The 17,801-nt window shown below is 41.7% G+C and carries 17 protein-coding genes and 1 tRNA gene; 6 read left to right on the forward strand and 12 right to left on the reverse strand.

Features of this window, described 5'->3' with window-relative positions:
* A tRNA-Met gene (locus AUJ82_08130) sits at positions 1–75 on the reverse strand.
* Positions 76–198: 123 nt separating this feature from the next.
* On the opposite strand from AUJ82_08130, the gene AUJ82_08135 reads away from it, so the two are divergent.
* Positions 199–921, forward strand: a complete 723-nt coding sequence (locus AUJ82_08135) for a hypothetical protein (protein ID OIO58670.1) — start codon at positions 199–201, stop codon at positions 919–921.
* Between the two features lie 7 nt (positions 922–928).
* On the opposite strand, the gene AUJ82_08140 is transcribed toward AUJ82_08135, so the two are convergent.
* Together AUJ82_08140 and AUJ82_08145 are read right to left on the reverse strand one after the other, a co-directional pair.
* Positions 929–1,804 (reverse strand): hypothetical protein, encoded by an 876-nt coding sequence (locus tag AUJ82_08140; protein ID OIO58671.1) that lies wholly within the window; start codon positions 1,802–1,804, stop codon positions 929–931.
* Between the two features lie 63 nt (positions 1,805–1,867).
* Positions 1,868–3,001, reverse strand: coding sequence for a hypothetical protein (locus AUJ82_08145; GenBank protein ID OIO58672.1), 1,134 nt, complete (start codon positions 2,999–3,001; stop codon positions 1,868–1,870).
* Here AUJ82_08145 and AUJ82_08150 point away from each other — a divergent pair.
* Positions 3,000–3,944 carry a hypothetical protein gene (locus tag AUJ82_08150; GenBank protein ID OIO58673.1) on the forward strand — a complete coding sequence of 315 codons (945 nt, stop codon included), beginning with the start codon at positions 3,000–3,002 and terminating at the stop codon, positions 3,942–3,944. The genes AUJ82_08145 and AUJ82_08150 overlap by 2 nt on opposite strands.
* Positions 3,945–3,958: 14 nt before the next feature.
* Here the strand turns inward: AUJ82_08150 and AUJ82_08155 are convergent, their stop codons facing one another.
* From AUJ82_08155 to AUJ82_08170, 4 genes are read right to left on the reverse strand one after another with little or no spacing between them, the layout of a single operon-like run.
* Complete coding sequence (locus tag AUJ82_08155; GenBank protein ID OIO58674.1) at positions 3,959–4,915, reverse strand: hypothetical protein; 957 nt, start codon at positions 4,913–4,915, stop codon at positions 3,959–3,961.
* A 55-nt stretch (positions 4,916–4,970) separates the two neighbouring features.
* A complete protein-coding gene (locus AUJ82_08160; protein ID OIO58675.1) occupies positions 4,971–7,352 on the reverse strand; it encodes a hypothetical protein in 2,382 nt (793 codons plus the stop codon).
* Positions 7,349–8,005 carry a hypothetical protein gene (locus AUJ82_08165; protein ID OIO58676.1) on the reverse strand — a complete coding sequence of 219 codons (657 nt, stop codon included), beginning with the start codon at positions 8,003–8,005 and terminating at the stop codon, positions 7,349–7,351. The genes AUJ82_08160 and AUJ82_08165 overlap by 4 nt, the downstream gene beginning before the upstream one ends.
* Positions 8,006–8,012: 7 nt before the next feature.
* The gene (locus tag AUJ82_08170; GenBank protein OIO58677.1) at positions 8,013–8,558 is read right to left on the reverse strand and encodes a hypothetical protein; all 546 of its coding nucleotides are present in this window, start codon (positions 8,556–8,558) and stop codon (positions 8,013–8,015) included.
* Positions 8,559–8,671: 113 nt separating this feature from the next.
* Here AUJ82_08170 and AUJ82_08175 point away from each other — a divergent pair, with 113 nt between their 5' ends.
* Complete coding sequence (locus AUJ82_08175; GenBank protein OIO58678.1) at positions 8,672–9,541, forward strand: hypothetical protein; 870 nt, start codon at positions 8,672–8,674, stop codon at positions 9,539–9,541.
* A complete protein-coding gene (locus AUJ82_08180) occupies positions 9,541–10,341 on the forward strand; it encodes a peptide ABC transporter ATP-binding protein (GenBank protein ID OIO58679.1) in 801 nt (266 codons plus the stop codon). The genes AUJ82_08175 and AUJ82_08180 overlap by 1 nt, the downstream gene beginning before the upstream one ends.
* 6 nt (positions 10,342–10,347) lie before the next feature.
* Here the strand turns inward: AUJ82_08180 and AUJ82_08185 are convergent, their stop codons facing one another.
* The 4 genes from AUJ82_08185 to AUJ82_08200 form a co-directional block, all read right to left on the reverse strand.
* Positions 10,348–10,851: a hypothetical protein gene (locus AUJ82_08185; protein ID OIO58680.1), complete on the reverse strand. Its 504-nt coding sequence runs from the start codon at positions 10,849–10,851 to the stop codon at positions 10,348–10,350.
* Positions 10,852–10,929: 78 nt separating this feature from the next.
* Complete coding sequence (locus AUJ82_08190) at positions 10,930–12,129, reverse strand: hypothetical protein (GenBank protein OIO58681.1); 1,200 nt, start codon at positions 12,127–12,129, stop codon at positions 10,930–10,932.
* A 616-nt stretch (positions 12,130–12,745) separates the two neighbouring features.
* A complete protein-coding gene (locus AUJ82_08195) occupies positions 12,746–13,459 on the reverse strand; it encodes a hypothetical protein (GenBank protein OIO58682.1) in 714 nt (237 codons plus the stop codon).
* Positions 13,460–13,518: 59 nt separating this feature from the next.
* Positions 13,519–13,737 (reverse strand): hypothetical protein, encoded by a 219-nt coding sequence (locus AUJ82_08200; protein OIO58683.1) that lies wholly within the window; start codon positions 13,735–13,737, stop codon positions 13,519–13,521.
* Positions 13,738–13,767: 30 nt separating this feature from the next.
* Between AUJ82_08200 and AUJ82_08205 the strand changes: the two genes are divergently transcribed.
* The gene (locus AUJ82_08205; GenBank protein ID OIO58684.1) at positions 13,768–14,061 is read left to right on the forward strand and encodes a translation initiation factor IF-1; all 294 of its coding nucleotides are present in this window, start codon (positions 13,768–13,770) and stop codon (positions 14,059–14,061) included.
* Between the two features lie 15 nt (positions 14,062–14,076).
* On the opposite strand, the gene AUJ82_08210 is transcribed toward AUJ82_08205, so the two are convergent.
* Complete coding sequence (locus tag AUJ82_08210) at positions 14,077–17,043, reverse strand: hypothetical protein (protein OIO58685.1); 2,967 nt, start codon at positions 17,041–17,043, stop codon at positions 14,077–14,079.
* 170 nt (positions 17,044–17,213) lie between these two features.
* Here AUJ82_08210 and AUJ82_08215 point away from each other — a divergent pair, with 170 nt between their 5' ends.
* Positions 17,214–17,747 carry a hypothetical protein gene (locus AUJ82_08215; protein ID OIO58686.1) on the forward strand — a complete coding sequence of 178 codons (534 nt, stop codon included), beginning with the start codon at positions 17,214–17,216 and terminating at the stop codon, positions 17,745–17,747.
* Positions 17,748–17,801: the final 54 nt, after the last annotated feature.

Below are 17,801 nucleotides of genomic sequence, written 5' to 3' on the forward strand. Positions count from 1 at the left end.
TGGTGCCAGGGAGGTGATTTGAACACCCGACCAAAGGCTTATGAGTCCTCTGCTCTACCGCTGAGCTACCCTGGCTTATTGTGGTTATTCAAATAAAGAAATTAACCTCAAGAGTGTCAACGAAAAACTGTAAAAAAATGCAGTTTAGGTTATTAAGCAATTGCATTTTACTCAGAGAGTTGCAGAATGTAGACAAGAGTGAATCCATTTATCGAGAAATTACTAAAGATCCAAGAGCTTGATAAGCGCCTCATGGAAGCAACGCATCGATTGCATGAGATCCCTAAAGAGATCAATGCGATTGAGCAAAATGCGAGGGATCTTGAGGCAAAGGTAGCGCAAGAAAGAAAAAACTTGCAAGATTTGGAAGTAAAAAGGCGCGATTTGGATCAAGTCCTGAAGTCCACAGAAGACCTTATCGTGAAGCATAAATCCCAACAATTGCAGGTCAAGAAAACAGAAGAATTTGAAGCGCTTAATAATGAAATTGAAAAGGCACAGGCTACGATAGGGGATCAGGAAGATGAAGAGATGGCTTTGTTGTTAAAAATAGACGAAGAAAATGAGGCTCTTCAATTGCATGAAGTGGAGCTTCGGGAGATGTCCTCTGAACTTAAAAGTCAAATTGAGACTTTGCGTGATCAGGAAAAGAGCTTAAAGGAATCCCTAACAGAGCTTGAAAATAACCTGAGTCAAGCTGAGGGGGAAATTGACGCTCCTACCTTATCTTTATATAAAAGAGTGCGCCAAACCCGGAAAAAACCTCCCTTTATTGTACCCCTTGATTTAGAAGAAAGGCGCTGCCAGGGATGCTATCTAAAAGTCTCCAATGACATTTATAGTAGCATGGTGAAAGGTGCCCAACTACAGCAGTGTGATCAGTGTACGCGTATCCTGTTTCTCAAAGATACAGAAGAGTAAAACGGGATTACAGGAAATGGTGTAGGTCTAGCATTTTAAGCATATTAAAAAGCTCTTCTTTTTTTGTGATTTGTTTTGGCTGATACCCATTAATTTTATCACGCAAAACGGTAACAGCATCGCATTTATACAACAGAACCTTGAAGCGATTATATAGCCCACTGTCCAGTTGCTCAAAGAACGTTATTAAATCTACATGATATCGTTCAGCCAGCAGTAGAAGGGTAGTATAGTCATTGCAGCCATTTGTAGCTAAAGACTCTATTAGGGTACTTTGATGCTTTTTTGAGATCCCGTTGGCGAAATCAGTAAAATGCCCGAAGCACACAAGCCTATATAAAGGGGTAAAGTTGCCGAATTTTTTGGACATAAATTTTAGCAGGTGAGGCTTTTGTGTACTTGGCAAGACAGCGTATAGATTGCTTAAATAACCATCATCCGCTAAAAGCATGATCGGTGCGTTACCTGATTTCTTTTCTGCTAGGGTCAAGTATTGAAAAAAACCTAGCCAATATTTTTCAGGGCTAATAAAGTTGTCCGGATTTAAATAATACAGGCGAACTTCTTTATCCGGAAAAATAGCAGCAGCAATAGACTCATTTTGTGCTAAAAATTTTATTAATTGATTAAACTCTTGGTTGGGTTTTGAATCAGTTTGCAAAATTCTTTTGTCTAGTGGCTTAAATATAACTTTTTCCTTTTCCCCGATATTCAAATTTTCAATGCCCTTCAAGACATTCTTGAACAAACGTGTAGACTTGTTTTTGGATTTTTTTTCTATCTTTGATTGCACATTCTTGCGAGTTTCTTTTAGCTTAAACGTCAGCGGTTCAAAGATGTCATTTCTTTTTTTCAGTGAGGGTTCGTTATTGTCTGTTTTCATTTTTTGAGATGACTAGGTTTTACAGGGGAACTTTAGAGGCAATTGAGGAGGAAGCGAGAATGCCTAAATGTGAGTCGGCATTTCGCTATGTAATTCATGGAACGCAGAAAGAAGCATTTCGTCTGAAATACCAACGAGCCCCGCAGGAGAGGCCTCACCTATAATAGAGCGATGACGGTCTCCTTTAGGCATCCATTCAAATTTGTTACTATATTCGCGGAACCACGAAAGTGTGGGAGTTCCCGCCATTAGGGCGACATGGATTGCTCCAGAATCACCGCCAATATGTATTTGTGCTAACTGTATTAAGGCAGCAAGTTCTATCAGGGATAAATTTCCCGGAAATGCCAGTGCAGGTTCAAATGAAAGGGAAGATAGCAGTTCCTTAAATTTTGTTTTTTCTCGCTCATTTGGGGCGCAAGAAAGGATAATATCCACTTCATGATAATTCTTGTTTATCGCATTTAATAAAGCAGCAATTTGCGGAATGGGAAGCTCTTTGTAGTCTAGCGTGGTAAAGGGGCTGATATGGATGAATGGATTGCTTTTACGGGTACGTTTACCCAGTAACGATTTGACCTTTTGCACAATCTGTTCAGGTATTTTTATAACAAATTCTGCTTTACTAGTAGGAAACCCCGCCTGGCGTAGGCATCTGCAATTTTGCTCATAAACAGGAGATTGGCCGCGGGGAACATATGTCGCATGGGTGAAGCAGAAAGGCCAATACCAGCGTTTTTTGTTTGGTATTCGTCCAAGTCTGTATTTAGCACCCGTACTCAATGTTAAAAAACTAGAACGATCAGAACCATTGATGTTGATGACCACATCATACCTTTGCGCACGTAATTGCTTTACATAGCTAAAATTCTTGTACCAAGCGGGACCTTTTGGGAATCGCGGGTATCCCAGTATATTATCGATAAAAGGCACGACCTCCATGACTGATTTTATATGCTCTGAGACCATTACGTCCAACTGAGCATTAGGCAAAGCATCTCGTATACACTTGAGTGCGGGTATTAAATGAATACTGTCTCCTAAAAAACCTAGATCGAGTAGCAGGACTTTTCGAGCGTCCTTAATTTTTTCAAAAAAGCTGGATTCTGGCAGGTTCATTGTTATGCTTAGTAGCATCATGGCGATACGCAAGATATTGGCAATAAAATTTAAGTTTCTAGGGGACGTCGCCATCATGGTTCCTGCCCTAAGACTTCTTCGCCAAAACTATCCTGATGCCGAAATACATGTGCTTGTGGCTAATGAGGCCGTTGATATACTTCAGGATATTCCGTGGATTGATAAGGCATGGGGTTTCCCTCGAAAAAGAGGAAAAGCACAGATAAAAGCAGCTTTCCCTATAATAAGACAGCTTCGTAGGGAAAAATTTGATCTATCCGTTGACTTTGTTGGAAATGACCGAGGGGCATTTCTGTCGTTGGCCGTGGGCGCTAAGATGCGGATTGGATCTATCTCTCCATTAGGTTTCTGGGGCAGGAAATATTGTTATAACAAACGTGTTCTGGAGGCGAATGAAGGTTTGCATGAAATAGAGCGAAATGTTCACGTTTTAAGCCCTCTTGGTCTCGATCTCAGGGACTCGATAAATTTAGCCCCAGAGCTGCATATTTACCGTCATCATGATTATGCAGAAGCAATTTTACCCCCAAAAGCAGTTTTATGTCATCTGTCTACGAGTATGCCCAAAAAGGAATGGCCTGTAGATAAGTGGTTAGCGCTTTATGAGAATAATCCACAGCTTCAATCTCGAATGGTATTTTCTACCGGCCCAAGCCAACGCGAAAAAGCATTGCTGGCAGATTTGAAACAAAAGAATCCTTCTGTGCTAACGATTAAGGACATACCTGATGTGGCCCACTTTATGGCTTTGATAAAAACAGCGGATACTATTATTTGCGGCGATTCTTTACCTTCACACTTAGCTGCTGGGCTAGGAACAAAGCAAATTGTTCTTTTTGGGCCAACTCCTTTACACCAGTGGCACCCTAAAGGGAGGAATACGATTGTACTGCATGCAGGAAATTGTGATTGCTTTGGACATCCTCATGTTTGCCATAAAAGCCCTCCCTGTATGGCGAGTATTAGTCCTGAAGAAGTGGCATCTTACATCGAAGCGTAACAGTAATAACATTCTTAATGAACGTCTTCCTCTAAAGCGGCATCATGTACGCCCTCAGCTTTGATATGCCTTTCTGTGGCTGGCTCTATGTGTACTAGTACGTTATAAGCTTCACTGTGGTATTTGAGTATATTTTGTTTTACGCGACTCGCAATTTTATGCCCTTCAACTACGGTAATTTTAGGGTCAACCTGCAGATGAAAGTCTATCTCAAACAGGTCACCAATTCGGCGAACCCTGAAATGGTGATAAGCAAGCGCTCCTGGAGTAGATAAAATATGCTCTCGAAGGTCATTAATCACTTTTTGATCAGGCGCCTCATCGAGTAGATCTCTCGATGCACTTACAATTATTTTGATGCCCTCAAATGCTATGTAGGCACCCATGCCCAAGCCTACAATTTTATCCAGAAAGCCCCATTCCTGACCACCAAAAAAAATGGCACTCAACGCTATTAATGCTAAAATAGAAGTGAAAGAGTCTAAGCGATGGTGGATGGCATTTGCCATCAAGATCTTTGAATTGTGTTTTTTGGCATAGAAACGTGTCCACCAGTATAAAGCTTCCTTAAAAATGACTGAGGCCAATGCGACAAAGAGGGCTAGCCAAGTAGGGGACACCAGATAGGGATGAGATAGAAAGAGATCTCGATAAGAAGTATAGACTAATAAGAGACTAAAAAAGATAATGATTAGCCCAATTAAAAAATTACTTAAGCTTACGAATTTATGATGCCCATAAGGATGGTTTTCATCCTCAGGTTTGGAAGCCATTTTAAAGCCAAATAGAACAGCAATATCCGTTGATAAATCCACTAAGCTATGTAGGCCGTCTGCAAACAGTGCCCCGGATTGTATCAAGCTCCCTAGAAAAATTTTTGCAGAAGACAACAAAATGTTGACGACCACGCTTAAAATAGTAACGCCAACCCCTTCCTTAATATATTGGTTTAACTTGCTTGTATTTGACATCGATAGGTATATTAGAGCAATTGAGGAGGCTTGCAATCTAGAAATTATCTCTTCACTAGATGTCTTGATTAAAGACGGCTTTCAATTGCTTCATTTCAGCCCTATATTCTTGTTCCGTTAGAAAACGCAATTTAGTCGGGTAAAACGTTCTAGAGATAATCATGCCCGGGGGAGTTTTCCCCTTAGTGAACTCTTCAAATTGACCAAAGGAATCGCTTTTGGGAGGAGTACAATAGTTAGCATTAAAGGGTTCCGGAGCAATTTCACTCGCAAATGCGGTGATGAGTGAACCACGATGGCGACAGCTATTTCCTGTCCATTTTTCCAGTGACCTGGGTAGTCGATGCACGCCCCCCTTTTCGACAGACTTACCAGATTGTCCAGAATCAGCGTCTCCAGCTATGACGGCCACGTTATACTCGGTGAAATCTGCAACACGGTCATTTTTAGACCCCTTACTCTTACTATCTTCCCAATTATTGGAAAGAATTGTCAACGAATCACAGGCAACAGCTGCTAAAGAATCGGGAAACCTTCGGTCGTCCGACTGTTTATTGGAGCCAGTACGGCTGTCTCCGTCCGCATTATAGTTTCCCTTTATGTATAAGGCATTATTGGTAGCCAAGGTAAATCCCTTTTTTCGACCTTTAGTGTCATTGTAATCCGGATCCGGCAGCTTCGAACCATTTGTCAAAAGAACGCCCATATTGTCTTTGCTTTTTACTATTTTATCCTCTCGATCATCATCGTCATTATCTTCTCTAGGAAGTTCCACGTAAACAATGCCATTATAGTCGTTTCTTGGTGAATAGCCCTTTTTCCAACATTTTGGATTATAGTCTTTATCCCGATCATCTACAGCCTTTCGGAATTCAGCTATATCAACCTCGAGAACATCTAAGCCCTTTTCCCTGCGGGCATCATAAAAACTGGATTTAGGTTCTTTTGACCTTTCATCTTCCTGATACACATGCATTTTGAACAACTTATTTGCGAATTCTTGATCTAACTCAACAGCTTCTTCTTCAACGTCTCCATCTCTATCTAAGGAGCATTTACTGGTGGGGTTATGAGCATCAGTCCGTTTCAATTTGTTACAGGTAACGTAATAGTTATCCTTCAAATGAATAGCATGTTCAGGTAGTTTTTCTTTATCAGATTTCCTCTCATGTAAGCGAACTATCAAACCAGCCTTACGGGCTAATTTATGTTCTTCAGAATCCCCTTTGTTGCATTTGTCGGATTTCTTTAAGTTTGGTTCGATAAGAGCATACGGATAATTTAATCCATTTTCATTTTTTGTATTAGCTGAAGTCTTTTCATTCTCTTTGTGGGGGTCAGTGCTATTTCTATTTTTTGAGTAGTGTTTGTCATCTCTCTCATTATCGTACTCTCGGTCATCCGAATCCGTTTCATCATGCCCTTTACGAGCGCTATCATGCTTTGATGAGGATTTCTTCCCCCTGTAGCCCTTAAAGCCCGAACATTTTAGTTTAGGCAATTCGTAATCACTTGTTTTGAAATTACCGGACCACTTTTTAGATGCTACTTCACGCCAGTCTGATTCTTCCTTGTTGTTTTTGCTTTTTCGTGAATTTGAATCAAAAAAACTTTCCTCCGTGGATCGTAGGCCTTTACCATCATAATTACTTACCCATTCGCCTTTGCCGTTTTTGCAATATACTTTACCTAAAGAGCCATCCTTCTTTGAGTGCTTACTGGCAGTTTCCTTTTTGAAAAAGGAGGAACAGGACACAGTTGACTTGAAATATATATCGGCTTTATCGGATCCTATTAAATTTCCTTCAGTATACACGGGCCCTTCGATAATAATTTCCTCAGAATCTTCATCAGGCTCAAATTCCAGATCCATTACGGAATAGAGCTCATAGTTAGTAAGCGGAATTTCCCTTATCTCTAATGTCCGAGCCGCATAGAGGGGAATGTTATCATTGTTTTTTACAATAACGGATAATTTGGTGTAGATATTAACATCCCGTATAGTTATTAAATTACCCTTTTGCGGATCAAAAGCGTTTGCAGGATCATTTGGGTCTATATAGGCCAAGTAAGGTTCGGAGACAGGTCCACCAGAAAGCGATTCACTGCCAATGAGCACGGTTGAACCCTTATAGAATGCATAAAATTCATCAGGAATCATTAGTGGACTGTTATTGGGTGCTAATTCATCCTTAGCTATTTGGTCAGCATCCTCCCATCGGGTCATTAAATCGGCGATACCGAATCCGACCAAGCTTTCCGTAGCATTTTTACCCTCCAATAGGGTAAAGTAGCGCCTGTTGATGCGACCTTCTTCCATACCCCAATCGAGCAAAGTTGCTAATATTACACTTACAGAAGCGATAACGACTAATACCATCAGTATCGCTGCACCTTCATTCTTTTGCTTGAAAACGTTGGTAAATATACGCTTCATCCTCTAGGGGTAATGGTAAAGTTATAGGTATTTGTTGTTACCTGAACCGAATCGCCTTGGGTTACTTGGACGTTCATCATAACCCCTCTATTTCTAAAGTTGAAAAAAGAACGCCCATCAGCTAGGCCAATCGCATTGGATAACACAAGCGTGTGACTCATAATTGTATCGTAATCAGGTAGTAAGCTTTCCAGGCTATCTGTATTTGGTTTATCATATTGTTGCTCAAACTTGTAAATTGGCCCGGAAGTAGAGGGATCTTCATCATTTGAGGGGGCCCTATAATAACCGATAATTTTAGTGTAGCCACGCTTTTCATCTTTAGCAGAAGGCCTAGGACCCTCGTATAAAAAAACAATTAAATCGCCAGATCCACCCTCGGTCAGCCGATCCTCGATGCTGTTACGATCGATACTTTCAAAGCTCTTGTATAGGACAAAAGCCTGAGCACCTCGACCACTATTCAAGAGCTCAGCCGTAACCTTTCTTATATTGCTATTTACTTTATTCTTTTGTTCGCTGCCAATGCTGGCCTTTATGTTTTCAATGAAAAATCCCGTTATTAATGCGATTAAGACCCCCATCACGGCTAGAGAGACCATCATTTCTGATAATCCAAATCCGCTCTGCTTAGAACTGTTGTTACCCCTCATGAGCAGATTAATTAATTATCTTTAACGTTCGCACAGTGCCCTTCAGTCCAGGCAGATTATCAAGATCAGGAGCTGAATACGTGAAATCCAGTTGTAACTCGATTGCTGGCAGGCCAATTTTTTCCTGCCTTAAATCTTTTAGTGAAGGGCTAACGTATACCGTCACGTACATGTATTGGGTTCCCCCCTTTGCATTTGTAACAATGTCTGCTAGCACTTGGCGTTTATTTTTTTGCTCCAAATATAAAGGGTCATCTGCCTCTGTTTTCTCGCCATCAATTGCTGTAATACTCTTCAATGGAAGTGGAGTGTTCTCTGGATCCTCCAAACTCGCCAATAATTCCTCTGCAGTTATGTTTTTCATTTGCTCTAAATAACCTTCAGCAACGGTATAAGCAGTGTTTCTAACTAAATTGATTTTTGAGATTTTTTGGGTTTGCACGACCGTCGCAGTTATGCCGACTGCAGCTAATGCGAAGATTCCCATGGCCATCATTATCTCGACTAATGAGTGTCCTGTATTTCGTTTCCTTTGCAAGGTAAGGTGATTCATCCTGGGGTAGGGGCGTTTGAAAGGTCAATTACAAATAATCTAAATAAGTAAACACCTGGATAGCAATACCAAATTGCTCTTAATGTATTTGACATCCCCTGTCTTTTTTTTGAATGTTTAAATCTGACATGTCACAGCCAACCCAAGAGTTGCTTTCGGTTAAAAACCTAGCCATCTCATTTAATAGCAAAGATACCTGCACAAAGGCGGTGCAGGGTATATCATTTTCGCTATGCAAAGGGAAAACGCTTGCGGTTGTGGGCGAAAGCGGAAGCGGAAAATCAGTTACAGCCTTGTCGCTTACAAGATTATTGCCAAAGCCCCCTACCTGTGCCGTTTCAGGAGAAATTTTGTATAATGGGCAAAACGTGCTCCAATACAACGCAAAGCAGCTTCAGGGAATAAGAGGAAAAGAGATCGCCTATATCTTTCAAGAACCTTCTACCTCACTTAACCCAGTTTATACTATTGGTAACCAAATTGCAGAAGCCGTACGGTTGCATTTGCCGCAAATCTCTGATGTGAAGCAGTATGTCGTTGATGCCTTAGGGAAAGTGGGTATTCGGGAGCCCCACGAGCGTTACGATGCCTATCCGCATGAGCTAAGTGGCGGTATGCAGCAGCGGGTGATGATAGCCATGGCATTGGCTTGTCAGCCGAATATCCTGGTTGCAGACGAGCCCACTACTGCGTTAGACGTTACCATACAAAAGCAAATCATGGATCTTTTAAAAGAGATCCGCTCCCAACGCACGATGTCTATCCTCCTGATTACTCATAACTTTGGAATCGTCTCGGATTTTGCAGACGAGGTTATCGTTATGTTTAGAGGCAAAATCGTTGAGCAGGGGCCTACCCATGAAATACTTACAAATCCAAAGCATTTATATACACAGGCTCTTTTAGACTGTATTCCCAGGCTTGGCCAGAAGCAGAAGCGCCTTAGAACGATTGATTATAGTAAATTGGAGGTAAATAGTTAATGGAATCCAATTCAGATAGATTGCTCGAGGTAAAAGATCTTGCCGTTCACTTCCCTATTCGAAAGGGTATTTTTAAGCGCATCCGCGGTTATTATAAGGCGGTTGATGGTGTTAGCTTTGTTGTTAAGAGGGGAACTACCGTTGGCCTTGTAGGCGAGAGTGGTAGTGGTAAAACGAGTATCGGTAGAGCACTTGTTAAGCTAACTTCGGTTTCAGCTGGGACAATTGCTTATAAGGGAGATGATGTCACCGAATTGAGCCCGAAGCAGTTCTTTCCTTACAGAAAGCAGATACAAATGATATTTCAGGATCCGTTTAATTCATTAAACCCGAGAATGACGCTGTATGCTATTATTGCAGAGCCTTTAGAGATCCATTTCCCGCATTGGGATAAGCAGAAGAAACGAGATCGTGTAGCTGAATTGCTACAGAAGGTAGGATTAAGTGCAGATCAAATGGGGCGCTATCCGCACCAGTTTAGTGGAGGGCAGAGGCAGCGTATCGGGATAGCCAGGGCTTTGGCAGTGGAGCCGGAGTTTATTATTTGCGATGAGCCAGTCAGCGCACTGGATGTATCGATTCAAGCTCAGATAGTTAACCTGTTGCAAGACCTGCAGGAAGAGTTGGGGCTAACCTATCTCTTTATCGCGCATGACCTTGCTGTTGTGGAACATATAAGCGATTATGTGCTTGTTATGAATAAAGGGAAAATAGTAGAGCAAGCATCGGCTGAGGAGATCTATTCGAATCCGCAAGACCCTTATACTCAAAAACTTCTGGAGGCCGTTCCGTTTGTCTAGTTGAAGCTATTCTTCGTAGAATTTGTTATTAGAATTTGTAACGGCTTGTCGAATGAGGGAGCAAAGGGCCATTTCTGAGCCTTTATCTGTCAGCAATAATATGTTTTGAACAGTGACGATAGCGTTATCTGATTTATCAACGATAAGCTCTAGAAAGTAGTCTATATTGATAGAATCCTCTTCGTTGAGGGCTTCTAGGGCTGAAAATAGTAGGTCGTATAGGTTATCAGGGTTATCGTTTTCGGCTTTAGTGAGAGCATCTGTTACCTCTTCTAGTTTGGATTGTTTTTTGAGGGAAGATAGGGTGCCTTCAATTGACAACTCCTTGACTGTCTTGATGTTGCGGTTCTTTAGGCTGACCTCTTCGATGACGATTGAAGGGGGTTTGTTATCGCTTTTGCGGGTGGTGAGGTAGCCTACTGTATCTACGCTAGACCAGATCTGGTGCGGGATGTCGTCTTTATATTTGATTGAGGGCGATAGGGGGTGTGTTTGGGTGATTTTGTCCATAATGATTTTAGTAGACTAAAATTTCTTGTAGAGCAATGCTAATATGTGTTTAACTGATTCGGTTTAGCAGAGGCCTTTTTATTCGCAGGTTTTTTTTGACTTTTCTCTGGAAATCCATTTGTAGAAGCGTATGTAGAGGACGGCAAATGCGCCGTTACCAAGGACATTGGCCGTGGTGAAGAACATGTCAAAGAGGATGTATAGGGCCGTGATTAGAGAGAGCATGTCTGGGGTGAAATTGAGGTACTTCTCTAGGACAGGTAACATGACGAGGATGCCGCCGCCCGGTACTGCAGCGACCGCGAACTTGGCGATCACGAAGAAGGTGGCAAATATAAGGTATGTGGACATGTCAGGTGCTGGAAGGCCGAAGGAGTGTATGATTCCTAGTGCTATGATGGGAATGCCAATGCTGTCGCCGATTAGGTGGATGTTTACGGTTATAGGGATGATGGCGTCTGCTTTGTCGGGATCGCCCGTATTTTTCTCTGCTCCGCGGAGTGTGAGTGGCATGGCGGCCGCGCTGGACATGGTGCTGAAGCCGGCGATGGCCGAGGGAAGCACGTTTCTAAGGGATATGAGCCATTTTTTTGGACTGAAACCACTGTTTATAAGGAATAGAATAGCGATGTAGGATAATTGTGTTGATACAATGCAGGCTAGAAGGGTTCCGTATTGGCTGAACATGCTTTGCAAAAGGCCTTGCGACTGGAGGTTTAAGACGAAACCGAAGATGAATAGGGGGACTACCGGTACCAAACCCTTGTGTAATAGGAGGTTGGATAGGTTTTTAAGGTTTATGGAAATTTTCTCTACTGTTTTGTTGCGAAAGATGGAGAAAAGGGCACCGAGGATGAGGCCACTGAAGAGGGCGACATCGTTAGGAATGAGACGGGGGAGAGAGAGCTTCCAGAGCGGGGCAAGTGCGTTTTCGGCGCCTAGTTGCATGGCTTCAATGGGGCCCATTATGTTAAAAAATGACTTACTGACGGTGTAGGCGATCAGCGTGGAGAAGAAGTTGGAGGCGGTTAGCGCCACGAGGATAAGGCCTACAAAGACCCAGGAGCGTTGCTTGAGTGAAAGAATGCAGGAAAAGATGTAGGAGAAGACGATTAGGGGGAGGACGAATATGAGTAAGTCCTTAATTGTCAAACTGATAGAATAGAAGAAGCTTTTTATGGTTGGGGTAATAAAATCCCCGAAAAGAAAGCAGGCGATGACGATGATCGCTAATTTTAGTGGTAAACCAAGTTTGAATGATTTTTTATTTTCTTTCATAGATTTGTTAAAAAAGGCTACAGTTCTAAAAACCCCCAGGTAGTATTGGGAGAAGCTTGTAAGCTATTTTGACTCTATTCCACAACAACTACCGCAGGTGCATGTTTACGCAAGCGTGGTCGTTCGAGTTGTGGCGGTTTTATTCATTAAGAAAGGATGATAGGGAATGTAGGCAGATGTGTCAATACCCAATAAAAATAACGATTATGTAGAAAAAATACTCATTTTAGGCCTTTTAGTAACTAGTGTTAAAAGAATTATTATTTGGTAATATTTCGCTACGGAATAGCATTCAACTATGTACGAAATGGTATTTATTTGCTGATTATTGCGCCATTTATTAGGCATAAAAAGGCCTGTTTGTTTCACCTGAAACAAACTCTTTGAAAACGCGTGCTCCTTATTAAAGTTTAGGAGCTAAAACTTTAATAAGGAGGTGATTTTGGTTTTAGGGGACTGAGGGGGTCTGTTTGTGTATTATTTCTATCATAGAATTATGTTTGGAAATTGCTGTGTATTTGGGAAAAGGATACAAAAAGAAAGGGCAATTTCTTGCCCCTTCCATTTTGTGACCTATTCGCGAGTATAGGAACCTTTATATGTCTGATATTTCTCGCTAGTTGTTTGGGAGTTTGGGGTTTGCGGGTACGGTATTATAACCGACGGCAAATTTTAGAAGGTCTGCAAGGTCGTCCGCTCGTTGGCCTAGGTGGTCGAACATGAGCTTATCCAGCTCCTCGAGCTTATAGCGAGCGGCCCGCAGGGCGAGACGACCCCGAGGTGTGACTTTAAGATCTGATTGTTTAGCATCTGACGGCAACGGCATACTTGAGAAGAAGCCTTTATGGATGAGGGTTTGGCAGGCACGGGTGACGGAAGACTTGCTGATATTGAGGTAGTTTGCGATATCGAGGTGGGTGACATACAGCGGAGACGTGCCCGCTTGGTGGGAGAAGAGACGAAGCGACTCCTTGAGCGTGGGGGATTTTTTTCGAGTGAAAAGGCTTTGGAAACCCGGCTCTGCATCTCGCTTGAGGCTGGTGATCCGCGTGATAGAATCCAGCACGATGTATTCGAGACGATTGATGCCCTCATTATATAAGATATACGTGGCTGACTTTTGCCAACGGGTAGCGATCTTCAAGCAGAGCTCTCCCACGGTGAAACGAGGAGCTGTGAGCTTGAACGGCTTTCGAGGACGGTTTTTTTCGCGCTCCGCGATGCGAGCCCTGGTACGCTCGCGAGCAGCCTGGCCCCTTTGTTTAAGGTCCGTAGGGCGAGCGTAGGGAGACGGGTTATTATTGGTATCTGTGGTAACAGTAGGTTTCATAATACGAGGTTAGGTGATTTGGGGAGTTGTGGGAACTCGATTAAGGATAATACGAAATATCACGGAAGTGTCAACACCTTTTTTCTTGTGTGCCGGAACCACTCGGCGGAAAAGCCCCCCCCAGCACGCTTATCGAGAGATTCGAGGAAGAAGGCCCGGCGAGCGCGATAGATATGCTTGTGACGATTTTGATTAGCCCTATGCGGTTGAGGCGAGCGGTGTAAAGTGATCTCTATCATTATAATAGCATTGACTTCATGCGGGAATTCAGAGACCATCTAATCTTTCAAGAGGTTTAAAATTCAAGAATGACAGCAGAGAAGACGATAGAAGTTACAGGTAAAGTGATCGCGGTGTTGCCGGGAACGATGTTCCGGGTAGAGTTGGAGAATGGGCACCTTGTGTTAGCCCACATATCCGGGAAGCTGCGGAAGAACTTCATCAAAATCGGTGTTGGCGACCTTGTGAAAATGGAAATGAGCAGTTACGACCTCAATAAAGCGAGAATCGTATACCGCATGAAGAACCCGAATCAAGTGAAGCGTAACCCTGTGCGTAGCTTCGGCCCTGGTGGTAGAAGACCTGGTGGTCCGCGGAAGTAGGTGTTTTGTGGGGGATTAGAACTCTGAAGCTTGAGAAGGTTCTTGGGGCTTCTTTGGATTAAGTGTTTCGATATCAATCTTATATCGCTGAAAGTCCTCGGGATCGGCAGGTTCATATTTGAATCGCTCAAATATTTGGATACTGACGCATTGCTTTAAGTACTTTCTTTGATGATCTACATCCTTACTGCTTTCAGCAAGCCATTTTTGATTGTCAGGATTTTTTAGTACCTCTTCTCGGTATTCGTCATGCTTGGGATCTAGCAGGTCACGGATATTCATATAGAAAATATCATTCAGAAAATCCAATTCACTTTTCTCATTTAGCGGAGAAAGTTGCAATAATTTACCTACTTTCCTTTTATTTAAAATCAGGACAAAATCATCACCTCTTTTATCAGCTTTTATCAGAGGGATAGCGCGCCCTTTATGATGGTAAACATGTTCTGTTATGTCATCACTCGATTCATCTGAAGGGTTTATTGTACAATGATCGTAAGCGTTTATGAAGTAGTATAAGGTAGGGCCAGAACCGGCCAATATTATGATTATGTCATCTATGTTGAAGTTATCCAGAATATTTGGAAAATCACCCTTGTCGATTGGAGTACATTTATCGCATATCTGTTGGAAAATAGAACTATCTTCATCTCTTGCAATAGTCCGGCCATGGCTGACACCTAATTTATCGCTGCTACCAAAGGTAATATATCCTGGTTCCTCAAAGAAGATATCTCGGTTATATATGCTACTGATACCAAATCTAGGTGGATCATCACGCTTATCACTATCGATGGGAGTGCGTAGTTTACTCTTATCATAAGAATCAGCTCCGAAATACTTCTGGAAAATTTTAATAGATTGTTTCTTTTTATAGAAGCTCGCTTTCACATCATCCTTATATTCCTTAATGAGCTTATTGCTTATAGGGGTTGTTGTTAATTTCGTTGCTTTTCTAGCTTCCAGTTCATTATTGGACTGATCTTTGATGTTTTTCAAAAGAGGTTCTACTCTATTATCTAAAATTTCATTCACGCGGTTAGCCTCAAAGTCAAAAGTGTCAAAAAGATCCGTATTCTTTTTTAAATCTGGAATTTCCTTAATCAAATGTTCAGAAAAATATTTTATATTGCTGAGTTCGTTATTTTCATAACGTTCAACCGGTAATTTATAGTTTTTTACAAATTCGCATTCGCCACTTTTTTTTTCAATGCGGAGGGGTTTTAAATAATAAGCGAGACTAAACAAGAAATATTGTTGGCAGTATTTTTTACTCCCGTGTCGATCTTTCCAGAAAAAATCATTGAAGTCTAATACCTCAGGTCTCAAATAATGTTCTATTAGATCACTGACACTTTCTGGAATGATATTTGAACCGCAGTAAGTTGCACCAGCGTCCGGCGGTTGTTTGTATTGCCAGATTGTTTTTATGAAATCGTAGCGCTTTTCAAATAAGCAATATGCACCTATAATGAAAATTCTGTGAAGCAGGCTAACATGTTTGTATTTTGGTATAATGCCTGCTCTGATTTTGTTTTCTAGTTCATCAGCCTCTTTCTGCTTATCTTCTGGTATCTTACTTTTTAGTAATTGAAACTGCTTCCACCAATCATCCCATTTAGTTTTTGAGAAAATGCTATTAGTTGATTTGTATAGAGCATTAAACTCATGATGTAATATTTTTCCATGGATAAGCCCATAAAGATCCCAAACACTTGTCTTCGGATGAATGTCGAGCAAACTCAATCCATTTACAATTTTTTCTATAAACTTTTTGAATACTGAAAAAGCATTCTCTGCAATTATGTATTTAGAAGTTGTATACAAAAAAAGATTGAATTGAGAGAGGTATTCCGGATCGAATTTTTCTTCTCTAAATTGACTTTCCAAAACAACATCTGGATACCACTTGGAGAAAGCTACACAAACGGACTCATTTTGATGTTTCAGGGCAAATTGAATTAGTGAAACTGGTCTTTCCAGAATTGCTTCAATGTACCTTTCATTGTTTGGTCTTGAAGTTAAAGAGATAAGTATATCTTGCATATGGCGCAAAGTGTAAATTGCAAGTTCTTCATTTTGTGATTTAATTGCTGCTTCATAAATCTTAGCAAATTGATTGATGGGAGTTTCAAAAAACAACCTAGTTTCATTGCATTGAATGTCGTCTTCGGTTTTTAGTGAATTTGCTGCCACCAAAAGTTTCTTCCCAGAGTCTGATAATTTTTGAAGATTTTGCAGAACAAGGTTATTGTTTGAGCAATTAACCTCATAAACCAGAATTGCCCCAATTCCTTCGAAGGAATTCATAACATCATTTCGCGCCTTGTCTTCTAGTTCCCCAAGTTCAAACCAAAGCCTCTTAACTGAATATAATGTTTTTTTTAGGTTTTGAAACTTTGAGCAAGTAACCGCATAAACCAGAATTGCCCCAATTCTTTCGGAGGAATTCATAATGGCAGTTCTTGCTTCATGCGTTAGTTCTGTTTTCACCTCTAGGAACCGTATGTTTTCTTCACATTTTAGCTCTTGAATGATGTAATTTGGATCTTTAAGGAATTTGATTATCCTCTGAATGTTTTGATAAATTGCGTAACACAGGATGATGAAAAATAATAAAAGAATCAATGCAAGTATTTGCCATGCTTTTGTTGGAAGTTCATGCATAAAAGCGATGAGCAAAATGGTAGCAGCAATATTTGCCAGAAGAAATATTGGTAGCAGCCGAACCCAGTTCTTTTCAAATGTGTCCGTTATAATTGAAGAACCGTAACGTTTGGATAGTTTTGCAATAATAGAAATAGTTAATGGAATTAAAAAAGCAATAATTACACCTTCAAAGGCAGCAGCTGCTGCTAAAAAATTTGGATCCGGTGCTATTTTGTATAAAAACCAACCTAAAACGCCTCCAAGAATAATTACAGATAGAGCTATAGTTATACCAATAGCTATTACAGATTGCGGGAGTAATTTACGGATCATTGACTGGGGTCGGGTATCACTTAATGATACATCCTTTAACGAACAGAGGACAAGGAGATTATAAAAACCAGGTCAGCTGGAAATGATACTGCTCAATGTTCGCTATGGATCCATGCGATTGTTTTGAGGTAAGGTTTTATGATATTGTGCATTTTGCATAGTTTGGCAAAGTGGGAAATTTCATCCAGGGTGGCTTTGTTTTTACGGAGAGCATCGATGAGGGCTTCGAGGGCTATGCTGATGCCGATTTTGTTGCGGTATTTGAAGCAGTCTACTACGGTGCGGGCGGGAGTGGTGACTTTGATGGGGATGCCTTCGATGATGTGGGTTTCGATGCCGTTTTGGAGGGCGGGTTCGGAGAAGCGGAAGACGCGGAGGCTGAGGGTGTCTATTTTTGGAGGGCGGGTGCGTTGAGGGATGCCGATGTAAATGTGATTGGGGAGTTGTGTTGTGAGGTCGTGGAAGGAGAGGGCGGAGAGGAGACAGATGACGGCGTGGGGGGCGAGGGCTGTGACCTCGACCAGGGAGTGGTGGATCGTGAAGTCGTAGTCTGTGGCCATGTAGAGGCCGCGGGAGAGTTTCATGATTTCACCGGAGGCGCAGAGACGGCGGATTTGCTCGGGGTGAAGGCCCATGTCTGTGAGTTCTGTGAGGCGAAGGGCGCCTTTGGTGTGGAGGCGTTTGGTGAGTTTGTCATGGGATGACTTTTCGATCGTGGCTTCACGGTTTTGGTATTCGGTATCTTCTTTAGTAGTAAA

Source organism: Verrucomicrobia bacterium CG1_02_43_26, assembly GCA_001872735.1.
Taxonomy (GTDB): Bacteria; Verrucomicrobiota; Verrucomicrobiia; order Opitutales; family CG1-02-43-26; genus CG1-02-43-26.

Coding starts and splice junctions, on each gene's coding strand:
- AUJ82_08140 (OIO58671.1), bottom strand. CDS start 1,804: ATGAAAACAGACAATAACGAACCCTCACTGAAAAAAAGAAATGACATC.
- AUJ82_08150 (OIO58673.1), top strand. CDS start 3,000: ATGGTTCCTGCCCTAAGACTTCTTCGCCAAAACTATCCTGATGCCGAA.
- AUJ82_08145 (OIO58672.1), bottom strand. CDS start 3,001: ATGATGGCGACGTCCCCTAGAAACTTAAATTTTATTGCCAATATCTTG.
- AUJ82_08155 (OIO58674.1), bottom strand. CDS start 4,915: ATGTCAAATACAAGCAAGTTAAACCAATATATTAAGGAAGGGGTTGGC.
- AUJ82_08160 (OIO58675.1), bottom strand. CDS start 7,352: ATGAAGCGTATATTTACCAACGTTTTCAAGCAAAAGAATGAAGGTGCA.
- AUJ82_08165 (OIO58676.1), bottom strand. CDS start 8,005: ATGAGGGGTAACAACAGTTCTAAGCAGAGCGGATTTGGATTATCAGAA.
- AUJ82_08170 (OIO58677.1), bottom strand. CDS start 8,558: ATGAATCACCTTACCTTGCAAAGGAAACGAAATACAGGACACTCATTA.
- AUJ82_08175 (OIO58678.1), top strand. CDS start 8,672: ATGTTTAAATCTGACATGTCACAGCCAACCCAAGAGTTGCTTTCGGTT.
- AUJ82_08180 (OIO58679.1), top strand. CDS start 9,541: ATGGAATCCAATTCAGATAGATTGCTCGAGGTAAAAGATCTTGCCGTT.
- AUJ82_08185 (OIO58680.1), bottom strand. CDS start 10,851: ATGGACAAAATCACCCAAACACACCCCCTATCGCCCTCAATCAAATAT.
- AUJ82_08190 (OIO58681.1), bottom strand. CDS start 12,129: ATGAAAGAAAATAAAAAATCATTCAAACTTGGTTTACCACTAAAATTA.
- AUJ82_08195 (OIO58682.1), bottom strand. CDS start 13,459: ATGAAACCTACTGTTACCACAGATACCAATAATAACCCGTCTCCCTAC.
- AUJ82_08200 (OIO58683.1), bottom strand. CDS start 13,737: ATGGTCTCTGAATTCCCGCATGAAGTCAATGCTATTATAATGATAGAG.
- AUJ82_08205 (OIO58684.1), top strand. CDS start 13,768: ATGACAGCAGAGAAGACGATAGAAGTTACAGGTAAAGTGATCGCGGTG.
- AUJ82_08210 (OIO58685.1), bottom strand. CDS start 17,043: ATGATCCGTAAATTACTCCCGCAATCTGTAATAGCTATTGGTATAACT.